At 34.7% G+C, this 22,465-nt stretch carries 17 protein-coding genes, 1 tRNA gene and 1 pseudogene; 15 read left to right on the top strand and 4 right to left on the bottom strand.

The window, feature by feature from the left end:
- Window positions 1–188: 188 nt before the first annotated feature.
- From A9G40_RS10185 to A9G40_RS10175, 3 genes are all read left to right on the top strand, one after another.
- Entirely contained in the window at window positions 189–1,112 is a 924-nt protein-coding gene (locus A9G40_RS10185; RefSeq protein WP_065582954.1) for an ABC transporter substrate-binding protein, read from the top strand.
- Between the two features lie 313 nt (window positions 1,113–1,425).
- Window positions 1,426–2,748: a 30S ribosomal protein S12 methylthiotransferase RimO gene (gene rimO / locus A9G40_RS10180; RefSeq protein WP_065582953.1), complete on the top strand. Its 1,323-nt coding sequence runs from the start codon at window positions 1,426–1,428 to the stop codon at window positions 2,746–2,748.
- Between the two features lie 6 nt (window positions 2,749–2,754).
- Window positions 2,755–4,143: an MATE family efflux transporter gene (locus tag A9G40_RS10175; RefSeq protein ID WP_065566464.1), complete on the top strand. Its 1,389-nt coding sequence runs from the start codon at window positions 2,755–2,757 to the stop codon at window positions 4,141–4,143.
- A 528-nt stretch (window positions 4,144–4,671) separates the two neighbouring features.
- Here A9G40_RS10175 and proB read toward each other — a convergent pair.
- The 3 genes from proB to gpt are packed head-to-tail and all read right to left on the bottom strand — an operon-like array spanning window position 4,672 to window position 7,625.
- A complete protein-coding gene (gene proB, locus A9G40_RS10170; RefSeq protein WP_065582952.1) occupies window positions 4,672–5,781 on the bottom strand; it encodes a glutamate 5-kinase in 1,110 nt (369 codons plus the stop codon).
- Window positions 5,782–5,808: 27 nt separating this feature from the next.
- Window positions 5,809–7,065, bottom strand: coding sequence for an esterase FrsA (frsA, locus tag A9G40_RS10165; RefSeq protein ID WP_065582951.1), 1,257 nt, complete (start codon window positions 7,063–7,065; stop codon window positions 5,809–5,811).
- A 23-nt stretch (window positions 7,066–7,088) separates the two neighbouring features.
- On the bottom strand, window positions 7,089–7,625 hold the full coding sequence (gpt, locus tag A9G40_RS10160; protein WP_081302232.1) for a xanthine phosphoribosyltransferase: 537 nt from the start codon (window positions 7,623–7,625) through the stop codon (window positions 7,089–7,091).
- Window positions 7,626–7,774: 149 nt separating this feature from the next.
- Between gpt and A9G40_RS10155 the strand changes: the two genes are divergently transcribed.
- From A9G40_RS10155 to serC, 6 genes and pseudogenes are all read left to right on the top strand, one after another.
- Window positions 7,775–9,238, top strand: coding sequence for an aminoacyl-histidine dipeptidase (locus A9G40_RS10155; RefSeq protein ID WP_065582950.1), 1,464 nt, complete (start codon window positions 7,775–7,777; stop codon window positions 9,236–9,238).
- A gap of 235 nt (window positions 9,239–9,473) precedes the next feature.
- Complete coding sequence (argC, locus tag A9G40_RS10150) at window positions 9,474–10,484, top strand: N-acetyl-gamma-glutamyl-phosphate reductase (RefSeq protein ID WP_065582949.1); 1,011 nt, start codon at window positions 9,474–9,476, stop codon at window positions 10,482–10,484.
- Between the two features lie 67 nt (window positions 10,485–10,551).
- Window positions 10,552–11,331, top strand: coding sequence for an acetylglutamate kinase (gene argB / locus A9G40_RS10145; RefSeq protein ID WP_065582948.1), 780 nt, complete (start codon window positions 10,552–10,554; stop codon window positions 11,329–11,331).
- 102 nt (window positions 11,332–11,433) lie between these two features.
- Window positions 11,434–12,651: pseudogene (locus A9G40_RS10140) on the top strand (argininosuccinate synthase); the annotation flags it as partial.
- Window positions 12,652–12,851: 200 nt separating this feature from the next.
- The gene (gene argH / locus A9G40_RS10135; RefSeq protein ID WP_065582947.1) at window positions 12,852–14,225 is read left to right on the top strand and encodes an argininosuccinate lyase; all 1,374 of its coding nucleotides are present in this window, start codon (window positions 12,852–12,854) and stop codon (window positions 14,223–14,225) included.
- A gap of 215 nt (window positions 14,226–14,440) precedes the next feature.
- Entirely contained in the window at window positions 14,441–15,526 is a 1,086-nt protein-coding gene (gene serC / locus A9G40_RS10130) for a 3-phosphoserine/phosphohydroxythreonine transaminase (protein WP_065582946.1), read from the top strand.
- 66 nt (window positions 15,527–15,592) lie between these two features.
- On the opposite strand, the gene A9G40_RS10125 is transcribed toward serC, so the two are convergent.
- Window positions 15,593–15,952: a DUF4156 domain-containing protein gene (locus A9G40_RS10125; RefSeq protein ID WP_065582945.1), complete on the bottom strand. Its 360-nt coding sequence runs from the start codon at window positions 15,950–15,952 to the stop codon at window positions 15,593–15,595.
- Between the two features lie 220 nt (window positions 15,953–16,172).
- Here A9G40_RS10125 and A9G40_RS10120 point away from each other — a divergent pair.
- From A9G40_RS10120 to A9G40_RS10095, 6 genes are all read left to right on the top strand, one after another.
- A tRNA-Ile gene (locus tag A9G40_RS10120) sits at window positions 16,173–16,249 on the top strand.
- A gap of 52 nt (window positions 16,250–16,301) precedes the next feature.
- Window positions 16,302–17,198 (top strand): ParA family protein, encoded by an 897-nt coding sequence (locus A9G40_RS10115; protein ID WP_065582944.1) that lies wholly within the window; start codon window positions 16,302–16,304, stop codon window positions 17,196–17,198.
- 41 nt (window positions 17,199–17,239) lie between these two features.
- Window positions 17,240–18,571, top strand: coding sequence for a replicative DNA helicase (locus A9G40_RS10110; protein ID WP_065582943.1), 1,332 nt, complete (start codon window positions 17,240–17,242; stop codon window positions 18,569–18,571).
- Window positions 18,572–18,587: 16 nt separating this feature from the next.
- The gene (locus A9G40_RS10105; protein ID WP_176700484.1) at window positions 18,588–20,243 is read left to right on the top strand and encodes a ParB family protein; all 1,656 of its coding nucleotides are present in this window, start codon (window positions 18,588–18,590) and stop codon (window positions 20,241–20,243) included.
- Between the two features lie 23 nt (window positions 20,244–20,266).
- Entirely contained in the window at window positions 20,267–20,860 is a 594-nt protein-coding gene (locus A9G40_RS10100; protein WP_065582941.1) for an STY4526/YPO1902 family pathogenicity island replication protein, read from the top strand.
- 5 nt (window positions 20,861–20,865) lie between these two features.
- Entirely contained in the window at window positions 20,866–22,086 is a 1,221-nt protein-coding gene (locus tag A9G40_RS10095) for an STY4528 family pathogenicity island replication protein (protein WP_065582940.1), read from the top strand.
- The last annotated feature ends 379 nt before the right edge of the window (window positions 22,087–22,465 follow it).

Below are 22,465 nucleotides of genomic sequence, written 5' to 3'. Positions count from 1 at the left end.
TTTTGCGTTCATTTATTATAACCCCATTATTTATAATGATATTTACATTTCTTCTCATTTCTAAGCACACTACACTATATGATAATGATTATCAATATCTTTGTAAAAAATTATTTAGATCTAGACAAACTTTCTTTGTTGAATAATAATTATTATCATTTAAACTAAACCGATGCGAGAATTTAGACATGAATAAGAAAAAAAAGTTACTTTTGAGTAGTATTGCTGTAATTGTATTAGGGTTAACCGCCTGTCAGTCATCAACAATGCGCGTAATTACTGATAGCCAAACGGTAGTTGTTCCTAAATCGCCTAAAAAAGTAGTAGTAATGAATTATGGTGCATTAGATACTTTAGATGCGTTAGGAAAAGGAGCGATAGTTGCTGCAACTTCACTATCAGTTATTCCATCTTATTTGCAACAATTTAATAATGCGTCGCTCTCCGATACTGGTAATATGAAAGAGCCTAATATTGAGGTAATCAAAAAAGTTAAGCCTGATTTGATTGTAATTGATGGGCGTCAAGCAAGTAAAACTGAAGAACTATCAAAAATAGCACCTGTCATTAATTTAAGTGTTGATGCTAAAAATTATGTTGAATCGACCAAAAACCATATTCAAGTGCTAGCCAATATAACTGGGTCAGAAAGCAAAGCGAATGAAATTATCCAATCATTAGATAAAAAAATTCAAAATGCCCAATCTGTAGCTCAAGCCAGCCCTAAAAAGGCCATTGTAGCTATCCACAATGATGGAAAGATGATACTTATTAATTCAAGCTCAAGTGCGGCGCTTATTCATGATGTGCTAAACGTTAAGCGTGCTGTGCCGCTAACTATTATGCCTGCGCAATCAAAACTCGGGAAACCTGCGCCAGTTTTTATTGATGATAATTACATCAAATCAGTGAAACCAGATATCGTTTTTATCGTTGACCGCAGTAAAGCAATTGGTAATCAAGGTATGGTTGAACACTATTTTTCTCCAAAAGTACTAAACAAAAGCAAAACAAAAGTAGTTTATTTAACACCTGATCTTTGGTATTTGTCTGGTGGTGGTGCTGAAAGCATAAATCTTCAGATAGACGAAGTCACTAATGCATTAAAATAAGATTGTTAATAAATTTATCTTCCTATTATTAAAATAGCCTTTATTAGTAATAAAGGCTATATTTGGTTGAAATGGAGGTGTTATTCAATAAGTTGTTTTTTCTGTTTAAAAATAATAGGTTAAATCTTATTACTACTATTAACTAAATCAGTTAATACATATCTAATATTCCTTTCAAATTTGAAAATCAGTGTATCAACTATAATGAAATGTGATAGAATGCCGAGGCTATTTTGATTAGCAAATAATTATAAAAATAGTTTATTAAATTCTCAAACAATACCTCTTTATATAAAACACAATTATAAACACTATGAATATATCACCCCCTACAATTGGATTTGTGAGCCTTGGCTGTCCTAAAAACTTAGTCGATTCTGAACGAATTTTAACTGAATTACGCACGCAAGGTTATCAAGTTGTGCCAAGCTATGATAATGCCGATCTGGTTATTGTTAACACTTGTGGATTCATTGATAGTGCCGTACAAGAATCTCTTGAAGCAATTGGTGAAGCATTGAACGAAAATGGTAAAGTCATTGTTACTGGATGCCTTGGCGCAAAAGAAGATCAAATTAGATCTGTACATCCCAAAGTACTTGAAATATCTGGCCCACATAGCTATGAATCTGTATTAAGTCATGTTAATAGATATGTCCCCAAACCTGCATATAATCCTTATACGAGTTTGATTCCTCAACAAGGTGTGAAATTAACACCGAAACATTATGCTTATCTCAAAATTTCAGAAGGCTGTAACCACCGTTGTACATTTTGCATTATCCCATCTTTGCGCGGAGATATGATTAGCCGACCAATTGGTAACGTTTTAGATGAAGCTAAACGCTTAGCTGATAGTGGAGTTAAAGAACTATTAGTTATTGCGCAAGATACGTCAGCCTATGGTATCGATATAAAAAACCGTACTAACTTTTGGAATGGTATACCATTAAAAACCGATATTCAGACCCTTTGTGAACAGTTAGCTAACCTAGGAATTTGGGTAAGATTGCATTATATGTACCCTTATCCTAGTGTTGATGACTTAATACCATTAATGGCTGAAGGAAAAATCCTACCTTATTTAGATGTGCCGTTACAACATGCAAGCCCATCAGTTTTAAAATCAATGAAACGACCGGGAACTATTGAAAGAACCTTAGAGAGAATTGATAAATGGCGTGAAATCTGCCCAGATATTACTTTGCGCTCCACTTTTATAGTCGGATACCCAGGTGAAACAGATCAAGATTTTGAGCTATTGCTTAGCTTTTTATCTCAAGCACAATTGGATCGTGTTGGTTGCTTCACATATAGCCCCGTAGAAGGTGCTGCTGCCAATAAACTAGCTAACCAAATACCAGAAACGATCAAACAAGAGCGTTTTGATCGTTTTATGCAATTACAGCAAAAAATCTCAACACAAAAGCTACAAGCCAAAATAGGTAAAACGCTTCCCGTTATTATTGATGAAGTTGATGATGAAGGCGCAATAGGCCGTAGCATGGCTGATGCTCCTGAAATAGACGGTGTTGTATATTTAAATGAAGAAAACCAAGTTAAAGTAGGTGATATTGTTCAAGTTAATATTGAACATTCTGATGAATACGACCTCTGGGGAACAGTTAAAAGGTAATAAACCATGAAACAACATTATAAACACGAAGTAAAAAATCTTGGTAAATTAGCAGTTCCTGTACTTATTGCACAAGTATCTCAAACGGCAATCACCTTTGTCGATACTATCATGGCGGGAAATTATAGCAAAACAGCCTTATCTGGAGTAGCTATTGCCGTATCAATTTGGTTACCAACAATTTTATTTGGCCAAGGTTTGTTAACGGTGCTAACCCCCATTATCTCAAACTTAAATGGTGCAGCTAAACGTGATCAGGTTGCAAGCCAAACTCGTCAAGGCGTGGTAATTGCTTTAATATTGTCGATATTAATGATGATTTTCTTATATCATTCTGACAAAATAATTAATTTAAGGAGTTCAGTTGAGCACCCGATTGATCCCGAAATGGTTAACGTTGCCGTCTCATTTTTACGCGCTATCATGTGGGGGGTGCCTGCGTTCTTACTCTTTTTAGTTTACCGAAATCAATGTGAGGGACTATCGAATACTAAACCCGCTATGGTCATCATATTTATTGCTCTTCTTGCCAATATTCCAATTAACTACATTTTAATCTATGGTAAGTTAGGCTTACCTGCTTTTGGTGGCGTTGGTTGTGGCATTACAGCAACAATTATATTTTGGCTTATGTTTATTTTAATACGCTTATATACACTAGTTAGTCCAAGCCAACAAGATATACGTAATACTCCAATCACAAAACTGGTTGATTTTAATATAATCAAAAAGATTATTATACTGGGTACCCCTTTAGCGCTGGCTTACTTCTTTGAAATGAGCCTTTTTGCTGTGATTGCGTTATTAATAGCTCCATTAGGGCAAATAACCGTTGCAGCTCACCAAATCATTTTTACTATCAGTAGTTTGACCTTTGCTATTCCATTATCTCTTGGTGTTGCAACCAGTATACGTGTTGGCTATTTACTAGGTAATAAAAAACCAGCGTTAGCTAAACAAACCGCCTATATTAGTTTATCAATATCGCTCTGCATGGCTGTTTTTGTTGCACTAGTTCTAGTCATTTTTAGAACACCAATTATCGCACTATTTACCAGCGAGGCTGCGGTCATTGCTATCTGTATGCAGTTAATTATTTTACTTGCTATCTATCAAGCATCTGACTATTTGCAAGTTGTGGCAAGTAATGTGTTGCGAGGTTATAAAGATACTCAAAGCATCTTTTTTATTACACTACTATCTTATTGGGTTGTTGGATTGCCTGTTGGTTATGTTCTAGGATTGACCGATCTAATCATTAAACCAATCGGTGCCGCTGGTTTTTGGATAGGAATTATATCAGGGCTTGCTGTTGCAGCATTATTATTAATTGCTAGAATGGTTTACATACAAAGACAGCCCGCTGAAGCTATTTTAGAGCGCGCAGCAAGATAAATTATTTAATTGGAACAGCTAAAGTTTTAAAAGGATTAACACATTTTATAAACAGCAAGTGATGTGATAAGCGCTGCAATAATTGGCTGAAAATGTGTTTTATCCAATCCTATAAATAATTGTTGTATTTACTTATTTTTAATATTTGTAATATACAAAAAATAAACAACTGAAAATGAATAAAAAATCTTCAAAGATTTAGTAATGGAGTTATCTAACAATCTGAGAAACGTAAGGTTTCCGATGGATGATTTGGTCAAAAGATGATGTATTTAGCTATATAATAAGTTTTTGAAGAACTCATAATGCGAAACCTGAAATTGTAACGCTACAATCGGTTGGTTTATTGTAGAATTTGGTAACAGAACTTCTCATCACTTTTAATGAGTAAATACGCAAACTTTGGATTAGATTCTTCCTTAAGATGACTTTATTTTCTATCCTAATGAGTTAATCGTTTAATACAATAATACATTATTTTTTGTTTATGATTGGGTTATATCGGAAAAACATTAATTCAATTATCTGTTATTTAATTATCATATCATCTCGATGAACAGCAACAGAACCATATTCATAGCCAATAATTTGGCTAATTTTTTTGGAATGGTGTCCTGCAATTTGCCTCAGTGCATCGCTATTGTATCGGCTAACACCTTGAGCAATATGCTTGCCGATGCTATTACAAATATCAATCACTTCACCACGAGAAAAGTTTTTTTCAACTTTTATAATGCCTTTTGGTAGTAGTGAACTACCGTTGTTTAATATTGCATTAACCGCACCATCATCTAAAAATACTTTACCAGCTTTAGGCGCGCCAAATAACCAGTATTTTCGGTGCTCTAGTGGCGTTTTTTGCGGCAAAAATTTTGTGCCAACAAATTGATTATTGATAATATCAATAATCACATTAGATCTATTTCCAGCTGCAATTACCACTTCAATACCTGCGCTACCTGCAATTTCCGCAGCTTGTAATTTTGTGCTCATACCTCCTGTACCCAGTCCAGAAACACTACCACCAGCAATACTACGTAAATTATCATCTATCTGGTCGATCTCTTGGATAAGTTTTGCATTACTATCTGTTCTTGGATCGGCTGTATATAAACCATCAATATCGGTTAATAATATCAGTTTATCAGCTTGAGCTAAAATAGCAGCAAGGGCAGATAAATTATCGTTATCGCCCACTTTTATTTCGACTGTCGCTACTGCATCGTTTTCATTGATTACAGGAACGATACGATTATCTAACATGGCTTTTAATACATCTTGTGCATTTAAAAATCTTTCACGATCTTCTAGATCTGCACGAGTTAGTAACATTTGGCCAATATAGATTTTATAGATAGAAAATAGCTGTTCCCAAAGTTGTATCAGTTTGCTTTGCCCAACAGAGGCGAGTAATTGCTTTGAGGCGATAGTATTAGGTAAGGTAGGGTAGTTTAAGTATTCGCGACCTGCGGCAATGGCGCCAGAAGTAACAATAATAATTTTATGTCCATTTTGATGTAAAGTTGCACATTGTCGTATCAACTCAACTATTCGTGCCCGATCTAGCTGTTTAGTACCACCAGTTAGTACACTGGTGCCTAATTTAACAACAATAGTTTGTTGTTTATTATTGGACATAATATGACTCTTTTGGTTAATCGTGAATTATAAAACAGACCTCATCCATTTGACTGATTGGGTTAACGCCTGATGTAAACTTTTTTGTAGTGGTGTTTTTGGCACTGTCACTATTTTATTTTGTTTAGTTGAATGAATCAATTTTGCTTCACTAAGATTACTTAATTTATCATTTTCAAAAATGATATTCATGACCGGTACTTGGCAAGCATGTGTTAAAAGACCTTGATTTTTTAGAGAAAAATAATTTAACTCTGCGGCTAATTGCTGATTGGATATCGAAGGTAAACCCAAACGGCTAGCTAGCATATCTTTATAACTATTAGGGAGATCTTTTTGCAGTTCTTTGTCAGCAAAAATTTGATGAACAAATGGCGTAAAGTTAAATAATCCTCTAATTTTATTTGGCATTAAATAAGCTAAGCGAATGGCAATATGCGAACCAAATCGAAAACCAGCAACAATAACACGATGATCATCAATCCATGGTATGTTGGACAATTGCTCTAATATAGCTTGATGAATTTTGCTGCTATTTTGTGTTAAAGCAAAATTACGGCTATAGCCAACAGAAGGTAAATCAACAGTTAACATGGCAAACCCTTGAGGGGCTAAAAATTCATTAAAATATCGATAATAATCGATCTGTAAATTACCCAAAGCATTACAGATTAGTACCACAGGGCAAGCCCCTTCAGTTTTTGGTAGGTGTAGAATTGTTTTAACGTTGTGATTATCAACTTTAAATTCAAGTTCTTTAACCAAAAAAGGTGAAAAATTAAGGGCTTTGGAATAAGCTTGATAAGCACAGGCTTGGGCATACATTGCCAGTTCATCATTTTTAAAATGTGGATAACTAGCAATACTTGCATATTCACTGGCAATAAGATACTCGTTGAGTAGCTTATCTTTATCTGCATCGGTAAGATTTGTTTTATCTACTGACTCTGCTTTAGTTTGCCACATTGCTGCTTGGTTTAAAAACTCATAAATCCAGTTACCAGATTGATAACCGATAACAGTATCTAACCATTTATCATTTGTGTGGCATCTTGTTGAAGCGGCAATTTTTGATAAAACCGCTTCAGCTTCTAATTTTGGTAACCCCCGCCAATGCCACAAAATGGGGTTGACAATTCGATACCATTTTGAGTCGACCTCTCCATCTAACGCACTAATGCTACTGCCATTACTACTATCAGTACGGTTAATTAGCGTCGAAGTTTCAGGATAATTCAATTGTGGTTTGAATATCTGTGCTGTTAGATTTTCGGTAGCTGCCATAACAACCTTGGTATCCTTATTGATTATTTATGATCGCAAATAGGTTTAACAAACATAACACCTGTATCCCAAGGCTGTTCGATCCAAGTGTCTTGAGCAATATCTACAACATAATCATCAACAAGTGGTTTACCTGCTGGTTTTGCAAAGATAGTAACAAAGTGGGCTTTTGGATACATTTCACGAATAGTGTGAGCAGTGTTGCCCGTATCGACTAAATCATCAACGACAATAAAGCCTTCGCCATCACCATTGGCTTGCTTTAGGATCAGTTTTTCGCGTTGATGATCGTGATCATAACTTGAAATGCAAACGGTATCGACATAACGAATACTAAGTTCTCGAGCTAAAATAGCGGCAGGGACTAAACCACCACGGCTAACGGCAATGATACCTTTCCATTGATTAGCAGGTAATAAACGTTCTGATAGTTGACGCCCGTAGGATTGCAACATTTCCCAGGTAACGTTGAATTTTTTCTTTTCAGCAATAAGTTCTGCTTTGTGTTGTTTTTTGGCTTGGATTTCTTCTTCTGTTAATAAAGTTTGTTCTGTTGACATGAGTAACCTGCAATTTTAATCGAATGTGTGAATAAATAAATATTCATGAACTAAAAATAGATGTAAAATTGCACCTTATTATAGAGTGATTAGTTAAAAAAAACCACTCCTTAATTTAATACTAACTTAATTAATTTTGAGGTTATATCATGCTTTCTACTTTAGCACCCAAATTTGTTTGGCAGATTTTTAATGATATTTGTAAAATCCCGCATCCATCTCATCATGAACAAATGATAACTAAATACATTGTCGATTTTGCTAATACGCATCATATCGACTGCAAACTTGATAAAGTAGGTAACATTTTACTCACTAAGCCAGCAAGCAAAGGTATGGAACAGTGCCCATCAATTGCTTTGCAAGCTCATATGGATATGGTGCCACAAAAAAATGAAGGCACTGTGCACGATTTTTTAACTGATCCAATTCAAGCTTATGTTGATGGTGAATGGGTAAAAGCCAAAGGTACCACGTTAGGTGCAGATAATGGTGTCGGCTTAGCATCTGCGCTAGCTGTGTTAATCGATCCGGCTGTTGAACATGGGCCGATTGAAGTATTGATAACGACCTCAGAAGAAACAGGTATGCACGGTGCTTTTGGTTTACAACCTAATTGGTTAAAGAGCCGTTATTTGATTAACACTGATTCTGAAGATGAGGGGGAAATATTTACGGGTTGTGCTGGAGGTGTTGATTTTTCCACAACTTTTGCTGTGACCTATGCGGTAATACCTGAAAAGCACGATTGTTATATGAGCATTTCACTAAAAGGACTAAAAGGTGGGCATTCTGGTTGTGATATTCACCTTGGGCGCGGTAATGCAATCAAATTAATGGCTCGCTTTTTAGCGCAGTATGTACAAGATATCCCATTTAGATTAGCCGACATAAAAGGTGGCTCATTACGTAACGCTATTCCAAGAGAAGCTTTTATTGAAATCACTTTAAATAAACAAGATCTACCTAAATTAGAAGCCATTGTTAAACAATATCAAACTATTTTACACAATGAATTAGGCCATGTAGAACCCACTATCGAAATAACATTATCTGAAGTTGAATCTAATAAAGTCAAAAGGGTATTAACAGTCGAGCATCAAAATAAGATTATAAACTATCTCAATACCGCACCTAATGGTGTGATTAGAATGAGCGATCAGCTTCATGGTGTGGTTGAAACATCACTTAATTTAGGTATAGTCAGTATCGAAGACAACCAATTTAATGCCCATTTTTTGATTCGCTCTCAAGTGGATAGTGCAAAAGATGCTGTTGTATCAACCTTGGTATCGTTTAGCCAACTTATTAATGCTAATTACGAAATCAGTGGTGGCTATTCGGGTTGGGAACCCAATTTAGATTCGCAATTACTTAAACTTGCAAAAGGTAAATATCACGAAATTTTTTCTCAGCAGGCAAAAATAATGGTGATACATGCAGGGCTGGAATGTGGTCTATTTAAGCAAAGCTATCCAAATATGGATATGATCTCAATTGGACCAACAATTGTTTCACCACATTCCCCAGATGAGAAAGTCAATATCCAAAGTGTTTATCGTTATTGGGAATTATTGATAGCAATATTAAAATCAGCAAGTTTTTTAAAATAATATAGCTCATTAAATACCTACCGATCGTTATTGGTAGGTATTAACATTATTTGTTTGTACCTTACTTTTGCAAAAATTGTTTTAGCATTTAAGCCTTATCTTAAAATCAATTCCGAATAGAAATAATGAAATTAAATTCATAAAAAGTGAATAAAAATTCATTTTGCGCTTGTATTAGTCTTTTGAATGGCTTACTATATGCACAATTATTGCGTAAGAATTAATAAGGATGAATATGTTAAAGGCAATTGTTATCGGTGCAAGCGGGTATGCGGGCGCAAAATTAGCCTATTATTTGCACAAGCATCCCCATGTCGAACTTACCGCTTTAATTGTGTCGGAAAATAGTCAAGATGGTGGCAGGCTGATTTCTGATTATGAGCTACATCCTCAGCTAAAAGGGGTTATTGATCTGCCACTTATAGCCACGTCTGATTATTCTGCTTATATCAATGATGTTGATATTGTTTTTTTAGCCACCGAACATACCGTTAGTCACAATATTGCTCCTTACTTTTTAGAGTATGGTTGCACTGTATTTGATTTGTCAGGCGCATTTAGGGTAAATTGTGCTACTTTTTATAGCGATTACTATGGTTTCACGCACCAACACCTTAAATGGTTAGATAAAGCTGTTTATGGTTTAGCTGAGTGGAATGCTGAGCAGATCAAACATGCACAGCTTATTGCTGTGCCTGGGTGCTATCCTACCGCTTCGCAATTACCACTAAAACCGTTAATCGAAGAGAGTTTATTGGATAATTCACAATGGCCGGTAATTAATGCTGTAAGTGGTGTGAGTGGCGCAGGCCGAAAGCCTTCACATAATAATTTATTTTGCGAAGTAAGTTTACATGCTTATGGGGTATTTACTCATCGCCATCAGCCCGAAATTGCAACGCATTTAGGGCAAGAAGTTATTTTTACACCGCATTTAGGTAGTTTTAAACAAGGTATCCACGCCACAATCACTTGCCGAGTAAAAGCGGGTGTAACATCACAAGATATTCTTGCTGCTTTAAATAAATATTACCAAAATAAACCTTTAATTCGAGTGTATCAAAAAGATTGGCCTGCATTAAAATCTGTTGTTGGTTTGCCTTATTGCGATATTGGCTTTGTATTAAAAGATCGTCATTTAATCTTAATTTCTGTTGAGGATAACTTATTAAAAGGCGCAGCAACGCAGGCTGTACAGTGCATGAACATTCGGTATGGTTTTGATGAAACAACCGCATTATTATAAAAATGGACTAATTTCTATTTTAAATTTTGAACATCTTAACAATAAGTTAAATTACTAGGAAACTAAAATGAGACCATTAGTTATAAAACTTGGTGGCGTATTACTTGATAACAAAGATGCCTTAAGCCAATTATTTGTTGTTATTAGTGAATATAAAAAGAATTATCAACGATCTTTAATTATTGTTCATGGCGGTGGTACGGTAGTTGATTCATTAATGGATAGGCTTTCTTTACCCGTAGTACGCCGAAATGGGCTACGTGTAACGCCAGCTGATCAAATTGATGTTATTGTAGGAAGCCTTGCTGGTAGCGCAAACACCAAATTATTGTCTGAGGCTAAAAAACATCAAATACCAAGTGTTGGGCTCTGCCTTGCTGATGGTAATAGTGTTAAAGTCAAACAAATTTCGGAAGAGCTAGGTTATGTTGGCGAAGCTCAAGCAGGCGATCCTACATTAATAAATTTACTTGTTAATGCAGGTTATTTGCCAATTGTTAGCTCAATTGGCATCACCGAAAGTGGGCAAATGATGAATGTTAATGCCGATCATGCTGCGGTAGCGCTCGCTAAAACTTTAGGTGCAGACTTAATATTGTTGTCTGATGTCGTTGGCGTGTTTGACGAAAATAAGCAACGGATTGAGTCTTTAACACAATCGCAGGCGAATCAATTGATCGCTAAAGGTATTATTACCGATGGTATGGTGGTAAAAGTGAATTCGGCTTTTGAAGCAGTTAAAGAACTGGGGCAGCCGATTGTAATTGCCAGTTGGAAAGAGTCCGATCAACTTATTAAATTATTTAATGGAATATCAGGAGCAACGGGTACAAAAATTATTGCTTAAATAATAAGTATTTGTATTAGGCTAGTTATCATCAATGCAAATATAAAAGTATATATCTTTAACGCATTTATTTATCGTAAGTTAATTTGGAAAGGGTGTAACATGAAAAAAAGTGGAACAAAAAAGGTTGTATTAGCTTATTCAGGTGGTTTGGATACATCAGCAATTATTCCTTGGTTAAAAGAAAACTATGGCGGATGTGAAGTTTACGCTTTTGTTGCTAATGTAGGTCAAGATTCCAAAGAATTAAAAGATGTCGAAAAGAAAGCTAAAGCCTCGGGGGCTGTGGCTTGTAAAGTGGTTGATTTACGAGAAGAATTTGTTAAAGACTATGTATACCCTGTTTTGAAAACAGGCGCCTTATATGAAGGCACTTATTATCTTGGTACCTCGATGGCTCGTCCAATTATTGCAAAAGCACAAGTAGAATATGCATTAGAAGTTGGTGCAGATACACTATGTCATGGTGCAACAGGTAAAGGTAATGACCAAGTACGCTTTGAAACAACTTACACCGCACTTGCACCACAACTAAAAGTCATTGCACCTTGGCGTGAATGGGATCTACGTTCACGTGAAGCATTAATTGATTATTTAAAAGTTCGTAAAATCCCAACCACGGCAACGGTTGAAAAAATTTATAGCCGTGACGAAAATGCATGGCATATCTCGACTGAAGGCGGTGTGCTAGAAAGTACTTGGAACCAAGCTAATGCTGATTGCTGGGCTTGGACTGTTTCGCCCGAAGATGCGCCAGATAAACCAGAACTGGTTACTATTGGAATAGAAAAAGGTGAAGTAGTGTCGGTAAATGGCGAAAAATTATCGCCTTACAACTGCGTGGCAACACTGAATAAAATTGGTGCAAAACATGGTGTTGGTCGCGTAGATATTATTGAAAATCGCCTAGTTGGTATTAAATCACGTGGTTGCTATGAAACTCCAGGTGGCACAATAATGATGACAGCATTACGTGGTTTAGAGCAATTAATCTTAGACCGTGACAGCTTTAAATGGCGCGAACAACTCGGAATTGAAATGGCCTATGTTGTTTATGATGGTCGTTGGTTTGCTCCATATCGACGTTCAATTCAAGCAGCCGCTGAAGTATTAGCACAAGACATGACAGGCGAAGTTGTTGTTAAACTTTATAAAGGTAATGCAACAGCAGTACAAAAAAAATCGCCGAATAGTCTATATAATGAAGAGTTTGCAACATTTGGAGAAGATGAAGTTTATGATCACAGCCATGCAGGTGGCTTTATTCGTCTATTCTCGTTATCCTCACGTATACGAGCTTTAAATGAAGATAAGAAAAAACAACCAGCTCAAAAGACCAAATCAGCTAAATCTATTAAAACAGCGGAACCGGTGAGTAAAACATAGCGACAAAAGTGAAAAAGTGATTTCCGATATCACAAATAAAATAACAACAATATACAGGCTAATGTCTGTATGTTGTTATTTTAGATAAAATTGTACTTGTTTAACTAGTTATTAAAAATAATATAGAGGTAATTATGGCATTATGGGGTGGGCGTTTTAGTCAAGCGGCAGATCAACAATTTAAGCATTTTAATGATTCATTGCGCTTTGACTATCGTCTTGCAGAGCAAGATATCATTGGTTCAATTGCTTGGTCGAAAGCATTGGTGACTGTTAACGTTATATCTTATGATGAGCAAAAAAAGTTAGAAAAAGCTTTGAACGAATTACTGGTTTTGGTACAACAAGATCCCAATCAGATTTTACAAAGTGATGCTGAAGATATACACAGTTGGGTGGAGCAAAAACTGATCGAAAAAATTGGTGATTTGGGTAAAAAATTACATACAGGTCGAAGTCGCAACGATCAATCAGCCACTGACCTAAAACTATGGTGTAAAGATCAAATTCCTTATTTAATTAATACCATTAATCAATTGCGACAATCTCTTGTTACAACTGCAAAACAACATCAAAATGCTGTTATGCCTGGTTATACCCATCTACAGCGAGCACAACCAATCACATTTGCACATTGGTGTTTAGCTTATTTTGAAATGCTCACCCGTGATGTTAGTCGTTTACAAGATACCTTAAAACGCTTAGATGTAAGCCCATTAGGGACAGGTGCATTGGCTGGAACTGCTTATCCCATGGATCGTGATCAATTAGCAAATTGGTTAGGTTTTTCGATAGCAACAAATAATAGTTTAGATTCGGTGTCTGATCGAGATCACATTCTTGAGCTATTAAATAATGCTTCAATTGGCATGGTGCATCTATCACGTTTTGCTGAAGATCTTATCATTTTCAACAGTGGTGAAGCTAACTTTGTTGAATTATCTGATCGCGTTACTTCGGGCTCGTCACTTATGCCACAAAAAAAGAATCCCGATGCATTAGAACTAATTCGTGGCAAAGTAGGTCGAGTGACTGGCGCATTAACTGGAGCGCTTATGACCTTGAAAGGTTTACCGCTTGCTTATAATAAAGATCTACAAGAAGATAAAGAACATCTATTTGATGCACTGGATACTTGGCATGAATGTTTAGATATTGCCATATTAGTATTAGAAGATATTAAAATTAACTATGCAAACTGCCAAGAAGCGGCTAAACAAGGTTATTCCAATGCGACCGAACTTGCTGATTATTTAGTTGCCAAAGGTATACCATTTCGGGAAGCACATCATATTGTTGGTGAAGCAGTAATTGATGCAATCACCAAGAAAAAGGCACTTGAAGAGCTCTCGCTTGAGGAATTACAGAAATTTAGCCCTGTTATTGGTAATGACGTTTATTCAATATTATCGTTAGAATCATGCTTAGCCAAACGTTGCGCTAAAGGAGGGGTTTCACCACAACAAGTCAAATTAGCAATTAAAAATGCAAAGCAACAATTATCCTAGTCTTTTCACTCTTCTTCATAACTATGCCGGCATTTGCCGGTATTTTTATACCAATTAAATCAATAATGCTATGTAAAGCAATAGCTTTTGATTACAGGAATAAAATAGCCAAAAGGTATAGACTTATGCATCTTTTTCTTAAAAAATTTGATTGTATATCTGTTAAGTCGGTGTAAAAATAGAATTCTTTTTTGAATGGATTAAAGTGAATTGTTATGAATAAAAGTTATAACTTTAGTGCAGGTCCAGCAAAATTACCTGCAGATGTATTAAAACAAGTTCAAGCTGAGTTATTGAATTGGCATAATACAGGTGCATCGGTGATGGAATTGAGCCATAGAGGTAAAGATTTTGATGCCTGTGCTGTTGAAGCTTCTAACGACCTGCGTGAAATATTAGATATCCCCGATAATTACAAAATTCTCTATTGCCAAGGTGGTGCTAGAGCACAATTTGCCGCAGTGCCATTAAATATTTTAGGCAATAAAACCAATGCAGACTATATCAATAGCGGTTATTGGAGCCAGTGTGCTGCTAAAGAAGCCAGTAAATATTGCCAAATTCACGAGCAAAATGTGGTCATAAAGCAAAATGGATTAACCGCTATCAAACCTATGTCAGAATGGCAATTAAATGATGATTCTGCTTATGTACATTATTGTCCTAACGAAACAATTGATGGTATTGAAATTTTTGAAGAGCCTAATTTTGGTAATAAAACAGTCGTTGCCGATCTATCATCATGCATATTATCACAACCAATTGATATAAGCCGATATGGCATCATTTATGCGGGTGCCCAAAAAAACATTGGTCCATCAGGTATTACTATTGTTATTGTGCGTGAAGATCTAATCGGTCATGCACAAAAAATGTTACCATCAATATTAGATTACAAAATTTTAATGGATAACGATTCTATGTTTAATACACCACCTACCTTTGCATGGTACCTGTCGGGTTTAGTGTTTAAATGGATAAAAAAACTTGGTGGACTAAAAGCGATGCAGCAACGTAACCAAGTCAAAGCGCAATCGCTATACCAATATATCGACCAATCTAATTTTTACCGAAATACGGTTGCAACCGTTAACAGATCAATTATGAATGTAACTTTTTTATCACCAAATGAAGAGCTAGATAAAAAATTTGTAAGCGAAGCAAGCCAAGCTAACATTATTGGTATTAAAGGGCATCGAATTGCTGGAGGAATGCGTGCATCAATTTATAACGCTATGGATCAAGAAGGGGTGAATTATTTAATTGACTTTATGCAGCAATTTGAAAAACAAAATAGCTGAAAGCTATATAAGTAGTGACGCCAATTAAAAAAGGAAAGGTAGGACCTCCCTTTTTAATTAGCTAGCCTATTTGCAACTATATACTTCACCAACCATAACTGCATCTGTTGGTGCAATATCCGAAATATATTGCATAGAAGTATCTTGCGCATTATAAATCACATTACCACCCTTCGTAGCCGCTTTGTTCATAAGGTCTGATGCCGCATCGCGAATAAGTTCACTATGTGTTTTAAGTCCAGAAAAGAAACTGCTACGACGTCCCTCTGTTTTCCCTAAAAACTGGCAAGAATCTGCAGGCTTAGTATCAATAAATTGAACTTGGCGACCAGCAGCAGTCGGTTGATATTTATCGCTACTACACGCACCTAAAAGCAAAGTTGCTAACATTACAATACCAACAAATGCTGATTTTTTGATAGACATAATATTTCCTTAGCCAATATAACAAAAAATAATAATGAACCAAGTTATTGTATCAGTTTCATTAAGCAAAAAATATTAGTAATTAAGCGAGAGGAAAACTTTATAAACACATTTCAGATTAAGAAATAATCAAACTAACCTAGTTTATTAATTAATTATAGCAAATTCGATTTAACTCTATTATAATCGCAACCCTACTAACTTAGTAGCACGCCAAAATGGCCCCTTAGCTCAGTTGGTCAGAGCAGTCGACTCATAATCGATTGGTCACTGGTTCAAGTCCAGTAGGGGCCACCATTCATGATTTTAATGTTTAATAAAATTTTTAATTTTTTTAAGGGTTAACATCATGAAAAAAAATGCAACTGTGATCACTATAGCTGATACTAAAGGCGGCTCAACCAAATCTACTACAGCAGTTAATATTGCTGCTTTTATAGCTCATTCTGGGTTAAAAACACTATTACTGGATTTTGACTTAGAGCAACCTACCGCCTGTTCATATTTTCCACTGCAAAAAGAAGCTCCATATGGCGTTTATGAGTTTCTTATAATGCATGAAACAGATTTAGATAAACTAATATCTGCGACAACAACACAAAAATTAGATGTTATGTCATCAAACAGTGTTAGGCAAGAAATCGTTTCTCATCTAAACGCGTCGGCCGATGGTATTATCCGTCTAAAATCATGTTTAAAACTACTTAAAAATGAGTATGATGTGATAGTTATTGATACGGTTGGAACAATTGATCCAACGGTCAATATGGCAGTACTTGCTTCTGATGTGGTTTTATCTCCATTAGATCCTTCCATGCCTGGCGTTCGGGAATACCTGCGTGGTACTATTTCTAATTTGTTTAGAAGCTTAGTTCCGTTTACAGACTACGGAATAGAATTACCTCCTGTTTATACGTTTTTTAATCGAGTAGAAGAAAATAATGATTGCCGTCGTATAAAAGAACTTTTTAATCAACAAATCAAATCTCTGCCACCATTACCCTTTAAAATTACTGTTTTAGATAAAGATATTAAAAAGAAAAATAGTTACAAAGTTGCCGCATCCCTCGGTATTGCAGCATTTCAACATTATACCGAACCAACAAATAAAGTAGCACATCCGTACAAAATAACAAAAGCTCAAGCTCAAAGTATCAAAGATGATATTTACTATTTGTGTCAACACCTGTTACCTATGTACCAGTCACAATTTGATGCATTTATGAAAATCGAAATTGCTCATTAATCATTTTTATTCCTGTTCACAATAAATAATAAGGTGATTATATGAATAAACAATTTTATTCTAATGATATTGAGCGTTCGGTGCTAGGTGCATTGTTAATCGATAATAGTCGTATTGATGATACATTTGAAATTAATGAAGATGATTTCTATGTATTACAACACAAACTAATTTTTAATGCGACGATTTCATTAATTCAAGAGGGAAAACAAGCTGATATTCTAACTGTATCTCAAGCTCTTTCCGAAGAACAACTGAAAAACTGTGGAGGGTTAGCATATTTAGCTGAGTTGAGTAGAGACACACCAAAAGTAACAAATTTTAAACACTATGCGTCAATTTTACGTAATTATACAAAGGCTCGCCATGCCAATAATATTGCAAAAACATTGATAAGAAATCTCACAAAAGCGTCGTTTAGTAATTCAGACAGCAGTAATCAGATTATAGCACAAACTGAATCCGAGCTTTTTCAACTGGGACATGCTGTAGATAATCAAGATGAGCAACTTATACCAGCAATGTTGAATAATGTTATGACATTTTTGGAAACAGAACACTCTCCATTTATTTCGACTGGTTTTAAGAATTTAGATTCTAAAATAGGTGGGTTGGAGCCCAAAGAAATTACGATTATTGCAGCAAGACCCTCAATGGGGAAAACAGCGTTTCTTATTTCATTGATTTACAACCAAATAATAGCTCTTAGTGATAGTCCTAATTTACAAGTAAAACCTATTTTTATTTTTAGTTTAGAGATGGATGCTCAATCGTTGATGTTGCGATTATTATCAGCATTATCTCATGTACCATTTATCGATATAAAGAATAAAAATCTGGATGATAGTGATTATGGAAAAATTTCTGATGCGATTGCAATTTTATTGAAATTAAAAAATATTCTGATTATTGATGATAATGCATATTTAACACCCAGCATTTTTAGACGTAAAGTTCAGCGTTATACACGCTTATATGGTCAACCAACATTTGTTGCAGTTGATTATGTACAGTTAATGTCATCTGGTGAAAAACACAATGAAAATCGTGCTGTTGAAGTGGGAAATATTAGTAGACAGCTAAAAATTCATTGTAAAGATTTCAATATTCCCTTAGTTCTACTTTCACAATTAAACAGATCTGTAGAATCCCGTTCTGATAAACGTCCTCTTTTATCTGATTTAAAGGAGTCGGGTAGCCTTGAACAAGATGCAACAACAGTAATATTGCTATATCGAGATGAAGTCTATAACGAAAGCAGTGAAGCTAAAGGAACTGGTGAATTAATTGTGGCCAAAGCACGTAATGCAGCTACTGGTAAAGTAGCAGTCAAATTTGATGGGCCATATATGCATTATCAAAATTTATCTTAAGGGAAATATTAATATTATGGTAGAACAAAAATCGTCTGTTGATGTTATGCGTGAACGTATGTCTATAGGTTTTCCTGATGGGGATCGTGCAACCACTAAAATAACATTGAATGAAATGCCTATGCGAGTCAATCTTGATGAATTAAGACCTAGTCAGGTATTACCACGCTTGAAAAAAAATGAATCATATGAAGATATCAAAGAATCTATTCGAAAAAAAGGGCTTGATCATGCTCCTGCTATTACAAAAATGCCAGGAGAGGAAGGGTATGTAATTTCTGATGGGGGAAATACACGATTACAAATTTTGAAAGAGTTGTATGAAGAAACAGGTGACAAACGATTTTATACAATTAATTGTATTTTCAGGCCTTGGGGCGGAGAGCTGAAATCCATTGTTGGACATTTAACTGAAAATGGCCTGCGTAGTGATTATACATTTATAGAAAAAGCATTGGGTGTTTCAAAGAGTAAAGTTTTGTATGAAGAAGAAGTAGGTAAACAACTATCTTCACGAGAGTTAAGTGAACGGTTAAAAAATAGTGGATATCCTATTTCTTATGTATTAATCACAAAAATGCTTAATACAGTTGATTATTTGTATCCTCATATTCCTGAAATTTTGAAGTTAGGTTTGAGTCGAAATCAAATTGAAAAAATTCTAATGTTAAGAAGTATATGTTGGGATTTATATAAACGTTCCGAAAAATATGATGACGACAATGCCTTTGTTGAAGGTTTTAATTTAGTATTAAGTGAGTTTGATTATGAGCCAGAATTATTTAGTTATGAACGTTTGCAAGACGAGATGTTTGGTTATTTTGCGAAATTGTTGGGAATTAGCTATCAGCTTTTCGAATTTGAATTAGAGGAAAAAAACCATAAAGGGGTAAAGAAAAACTTGCCACCAATCGATGTTAGTAAAAATGAGGCTAATACTGAACAAGGTGAGGGGAATAAATTGGAAATTGCACCAGTATTAAAAGGTCAATTGCAACAGGATATTTCATCAGAAACTAATGTTAGTAGCCAACAATCAACTAAAGTTGACTCAATTTCATTAAAAAGAGAGATAAATCCAACAATCATATCCGATGATGAGCCTGAATCGGAAACTACTGTAAGTTCCTCTTATACTGTTTTACCTAGTGGTGATATTACTGTTCATGACGGGGCAGTTGATGTTGAATCAGTTATGGACGACATAATTAAAAGTACTGATTTAACTAAAATTAATCCTTATGCATATAGTGTTAGTGCTAATTTAAATACGTATGGAAAAACGGAAAGAACGCCTATTTTAGATATTTGGAAACTGCCAGAGGAAGCTACTAATTATGAATATGTTTTTCGTGATATTGCAGGACATGTACTTGATATTTTTGATGAGCTAGGTATCAACAACCAATCCTTTGCATTTTCAATTGACGATGAAGATAAATCAAAATTACCTGTTATTGCATTTAATCCTCTTTCTACAGAAGATGAAGTGGATAGCAAAAAACACAACGCATATAAACTATTATTATCATTACTTACGGGACAAACAAGTGAACCTATAAATATACATTATTTAATTACTGAATTCAATGATTTTATAGTGATTAAATTTTTACGAATTATTCGACTGTTCAGAGTTTATAACGAGTTTTTAAATAAACAACATTATTAAATATAGAAAATATAGGGTATATCATGGTAAGTGTCAGTAATAATATAAATTTAGCGATCCTGAATATGGTCCATAATTTTATTAATGAAGGAAAGATCCAATCATTAATTGAAATGGGATTTACAATAGAACACCTAAAACAAATGAAAGAATTGAGTTATTCACAAATTACTTATATTGCAAACTCACCCGTACTATTGATTCAAGTTACCATAGATACAAAATTATTTGATGTTGTATTGGCAAGAGCAAAAGAATTTGAAGAAAGATGCCATATTATTGATAAAGCACATTCACTGGGTGCATCTATAGAAATTTTAAATAAATATTTTGGGTTATCAACATCTGATATTAGTTGTTCAAGAAAACTAAAGGATTTAACAGTATCGAAAGGACGTTTTAGGAAACCCTACGAAGTCGAAAAAATAGCTATCTGGGAACAATGGCAACTTAAAAAAAATGAAAACCCAGATATTGAAATAAATGATGATTTGAATCGTTTATTAGTTTATATGGATATTACTCAACATGTTTCGATGATGAGCGATGATAATACTGAGCCGTTAACATTGACATCGGTAATTAAAGAACTAGAGCCATTAATCAATTTAAATTAAATATTATGGTAGATTTTGAGAATCAAATTAGCGTATTACGTAATGCATTAGTTGAGCAGAAGACAAATAGCATTTCCTCTGATGAAAAAATTGCTATGTTTTTTGCTGGCCATCAATATGACTCAATGCCTCGTGCATTATTAGAAGATGATTCAATTACATCATTAGATAAATATGCATGGCAGCGTTTATATATTGAATTGCAGAAATACACGCATAGTAATTATTTCCCGACTTACGATAATTTACAAAAATTATGGGGAAATCAAGGCGGTACATTATCTAGAAAAACTGTACGAGAAATACTTTCCAGATTAGTTTTATCAGGCTGGTTGTCAATTAGAATGATTCGAAGTAACAATGGACAAATAATGGGAAATATTTATATCCTTCATAATACAGCACTACCCGTTGAGAGAATTATTGATGACAGTGTTATACATATTTTAACATCATTGTTAAATAAAAGTAGCATTACAAAATCATTAGCAATTCTTGCATACAATCTAATCAACGAATATACCAATAAAAGCACTCAACCTAATAAAGACATTTTCTTGCACATTAACGATGCAAAAAATGAAAGCAATATAAATTACAAATTTAATAATATTGCATCATCGTTACTCACTCACTTACAAAATTTATTAAGTTCCCAAAAGAAACTAAGTGAAAAAACACCAAGTTTCCAAAAGGAACTAAGTGAAAAACAACTAAGTTCCAAAAGTGAACTAAGTAAAAAACAACTAAGTTCCAAAAAGAAACTACCTAAAAAATCATTAAGTTACGAATCATGTAACAGTACTACTAGTAGTAGTAGTATATATAGTAGTACTACTACTAATAATAATAGTGATGTTTTATTAGATTTAAATGTTCCAGACAATATTAAAGGCAATATTGGTGTTCAAGGATTAAATGATGTTATAAGTGCGATATATAAAAATAATTTGGACATCCAAGTTGCCAATAAGATATTAAAAAATATCTCTATGAAAGATATGACTAAAATTAAAAACATGACGGCTTATCTTGTAACAAATATACAAAAAGCAGCCCGAGGTGAATATAACCACATTAATCATCAGGAGACTTCAAAAATAATGTTAAATACCGCAATAGATAAAGTATCTGAAACACCTGTTGAACAGAAGAAAGTAATTAGCAAAGCAAGGATAGATGAGCTTTTCAGCCCAATAAAAAACATTCTGTATGATATTCATTAAACAAAAATTGGATTTGCTGTAACGGGGGGCAACAGTTGGCTAAGTAGTTAATTTACTGTTACGGGGGGTAACAGTTAGCTGAGTGGTTAGTCTCTGTTACGGGGGGCAACAGTTGGCTAAGTAGTTAATTTACTGTTACGGGGGGCAACAGCTAGCTAGGTGGTTAATCTCTGTTACGGGGGGTAACAGTGAGCTAAGTAGTCCAATTACTGTAACGGGGGGTTACAGTGAACTAAGTAGTTAATTTGCTGTTACGGGGGGTAACAGTTGGCTAAGTAGTTAATTTACTGTAACGGGGGTTTACAGCTAGCTGGAGACAACATCTATCCCTAAAAGGCCTTTTAAAGGTAATAGAGTAAATGAGATTGTTTACTGTTAC

The sequence above is a fragment of the Gilliamella sp. Nev3-1 genome (genome assembly GCF_001690435.1).
Taxonomy (GTDB): domain Bacteria; phylum Pseudomonadota; class Gammaproteobacteria; order Enterobacterales; family Orbaceae; genus Gilliamella; species Gilliamella apicola_C.
This window is presented reverse-complemented; position numbering and strand designations above follow the sequence as displayed.

Bases quoted from the DNA above. Each gene is read 5' to 3' on its own strand.
- A9G40_RS10185 (WP_065582954.1), top strand. From the start codon at position 189: ATGAATAAGAAAAAAAAGTTACTTTTGAGTAGTATTGCTGTAATTGTA.
- rimO (WP_065582953.1), top strand. From the start codon at position 1,426: ATGAATATATCACCCCCTACAATTGGATTTGTGAGCCTTGGCTGTCCT.
- A9G40_RS10175 (WP_065566464.1), top strand. From the start codon at position 2,755: ATGAAACAACATTATAAACACGAAGTAAAAAATCTTGGTAAATTAGCA.
- proB (WP_065582952.1), bottom strand. From the start codon at position 5,781: ATGTCCAATAATAAACAACAAACTATTGTTGTTAAATTAGGCACCAGT.
- frsA (WP_065582951.1), bottom strand. From the start codon at position 7,065: ATGGCAGCTACCGAAAATCTAACAGCACAGATATTCAAACCACAATTG.
- gpt (WP_081302232.1), bottom strand. From the start codon at position 7,625: ATGTCAACAGAACAAACTTTATTAACAGAAGAAGAAATCCAAGCCAAA.
- A9G40_RS10155 (WP_065582950.1), top strand. From the start codon at position 7,775: ATGCTTTCTACTTTAGCACCCAAATTTGTTTGGCAGATTTTTAATGAT.
- argC (WP_065582949.1), top strand. From the start codon at position 9,474: ATGTTAAAGGCAATTGTTATCGGTGCAAGCGGGTATGCGGGCGCAAAA.
- argB (WP_065582948.1), top strand. From the start codon at position 10,552: ATGAGACCATTAGTTATAAAACTTGGTGGCGTATTACTTGATAACAAA.
- argH (WP_065582947.1), top strand. From the start codon at position 12,852: ATGGCATTATGGGGTGGGCGTTTTAGTCAAGCGGCAGATCAACAATTT.
- serC (WP_065582946.1), top strand. From the start codon at position 14,441: ATGAATAAAAGTTATAACTTTAGTGCAGGTCCAGCAAAATTACCTGCA.
- A9G40_RS10125 (WP_065582945.1), bottom strand. From the start codon at position 15,952: ATGTCTATCAAAAAATCAGCATTTGTTGGTATTGTAATGTTAGCAACT.
- A9G40_RS10115 (WP_065582944.1), top strand. From the start codon at position 16,302: ATGAAAAAAAATGCAACTGTGATCACTATAGCTGATACTAAAGGCGGC.
- A9G40_RS10110 (WP_065582943.1), top strand. From the start codon at position 17,240: ATGAATAAACAATTTTATTCTAATGATATTGAGCGTTCGGTGCTAGGT.
- A9G40_RS10105 (WP_176700484.1), top strand. From the start codon at position 18,588: ATGGTAGAACAAAAATCGTCTGTTGATGTTATGCGTGAACGTATGTCT.
- A9G40_RS10100 (WP_065582941.1), top strand. From the start codon at position 20,267: ATGGTAAGTGTCAGTAATAATATAAATTTAGCGATCCTGAATATGGTC.
- A9G40_RS10095 (WP_065582940.1), top strand. From the start codon at position 20,866: ATGGTAGATTTTGAGAATCAAATTAGCGTATTACGTAATGCATTAGTT.